At 53.3% G+C, this 1,491-nt stretch carries 4 protein-coding genes; all 4 read right to left on the reverse strand.

The genetic code is table 11. From position 1 onward, the window contains the following. Positions 1–405 (reverse strand): NAD(P)-binding domain-containing protein (locus tag ACI77I_RS31945; RefSeq protein WP_407000184.1); only part of this gene is annotated, 405 nt, incomplete at its 3' end. Positions 406–511: 106 nt separating this feature from the next. Further along, positions 512–802 (reverse strand): type II toxin-antitoxin system RelE/ParE family toxin, encoded by a 291-nt coding sequence (locus tag ACI77I_RS31950; RefSeq protein WP_407000186.1) that lies wholly within the window; start codon positions 800–802, stop codon positions 512–514. Continuing rightward, positions 795–1,040: a type II toxin-antitoxin system ParD family antitoxin gene (locus ACI77I_RS31955; RefSeq protein WP_407000188.1), complete on the reverse strand. Its 246-nt coding sequence runs from the start codon at positions 1,038–1,040 to the stop codon at positions 795–797. Before ACI77I_RS31955 ends, ACI77I_RS31950 begins: the two co-directional genes overlap by 8 nt. Positions 1,041–1,390: 350 nt before the next feature. Continuing rightward, positions 1,391–1,486, reverse strand: a complete 96-nt coding sequence (locus ACI77I_RS31960; protein ID WP_407000190.1) for an inovirus-type Gp2 protein — start codon at positions 1,484–1,486, stop codon at positions 1,391–1,393. Between the last annotated feature and the right edge of the window lie 5 nt (positions 1,487–1,491).

The following is a 1,491-nucleotide window of genomic DNA, read 5'->3' on the forward strand; positions in this document are numbered from 1 at the left end:
AATGATGGTGGCATCCGCTGTTCCCATCTGAGGAGGGAAAGCCAGAATCGCACCATCCAGATAATCAGCACCACGCGACAAGGCCCATAGCTCACTGTCACGCGCCTCTTGCGGACCACCCGTGGACAACTGGATCAATAGCTTGCCCTTTAGGATGCCGGCCAAGTCGTCATCGGCTAGCAGACTGCTTGACACCGCGTAATTGTCGACGCAAATAAGACACACCGGACTGGCGGTCAGCGCAGATAACATCGTCTCACTCACATGAGCTCCTGCGCTGGCCACTGCCTCGGTTTTAGCCCGGCTACGGTTCCATACCGTGACTCGCTTGCCTGCGCACAATAAAACATGCGCCAAGGCCGAACCCATAGCGCCAAGGCCAATGACGGTAACTTCACTCTGCATGATCAGCGTCCTTCTTCCTGGGGATTTATTGACCATTAATCACAAACAATGAACCAAATAAAGATTGAGCTGCACTTCGAGAAGCAAGGCCAGCCAGTTCTAACGCTCACAAATAGCGAGGCACATCCATCCGGTCGTGCAAAATACGAATGACCGCAATTCCGTAGGGCATGAGGCGAAAGTAAATGGTTTGCCGCGCAACGTTGCGGCGACGATAATCTGGTCGAATGTGGTCACAGGTGGCCGCTGTTTTGGGCTGCTGCGCCAGATCCACAAATGCCGCTATCAAGAGGTCTGTGTAACGATTAGCGTGCTCCACGCCCCACTGCTGAACGGTATAAGCCCAGATGGCTTCAAGATCTCGCTCGGCAGCAGGTGCAAGACGATATTCAGCCATGCGCGATCAACATTCGCTGCTTGAATTTTTCAGCGTCGAATGGACGAGGCTCCCCACTGGACTCCCCTTCGATCAGTGCAGCACGGATAGCCCCCAATTCGGCACTACGCTCCTGCTCACGGCGAATCAGGTCTCGGATGTATTCGCTGTCATTGGTGTAGTGACCCGCGACAATCTGCGCTTTAATCCAACCGTCTTGCTGGTCTGTCACAGTAATGGTTTTACGCACGGTCGCCATGATTTAACCCTCCGAGCAAAGTCATTGATACTGCAAATATTATCATACTATTGGTGGCGTCGAGGCACCCAGGGCTATTGCTCCCGATAACGTTAACCAGCAGCTGAGCGCTTTCAACGCTTATTAAATGCACCCGCCCTACGACTCTGATTCAACGCCTCGACTGATCTCAACCATAACAAATTGCCCCAAATACCGCCGGATTCAGAAGCCCAAATAATCCATATTGCACCTCGCCAGCAGCACACTCAGAAGTGTCGGCAGACGCGCCTATGCCTCATCGACAGCATGAATATTGGCATAAGGAGCGAAACGCTCTCCGCTCGACCACGCGCCCTGCGCCAGACCATTTACCCCCTACTGCAACCAAACGAACGGCACCGATGACCGTAATCCTTGGTCTCAGCCTTGCAGAGGTAACTGACTCGATGGAAATATCGCGCCATTTCGT

The organism is Pseudomonas sp. D47 (assembly GCF_045447305.1).
In the GTDB taxonomy this organism is placed as follows: Bacteria; Pseudomonadota; Gammaproteobacteria; order Pseudomonadales; family Pseudomonadaceae; genus Aquipseudomonas.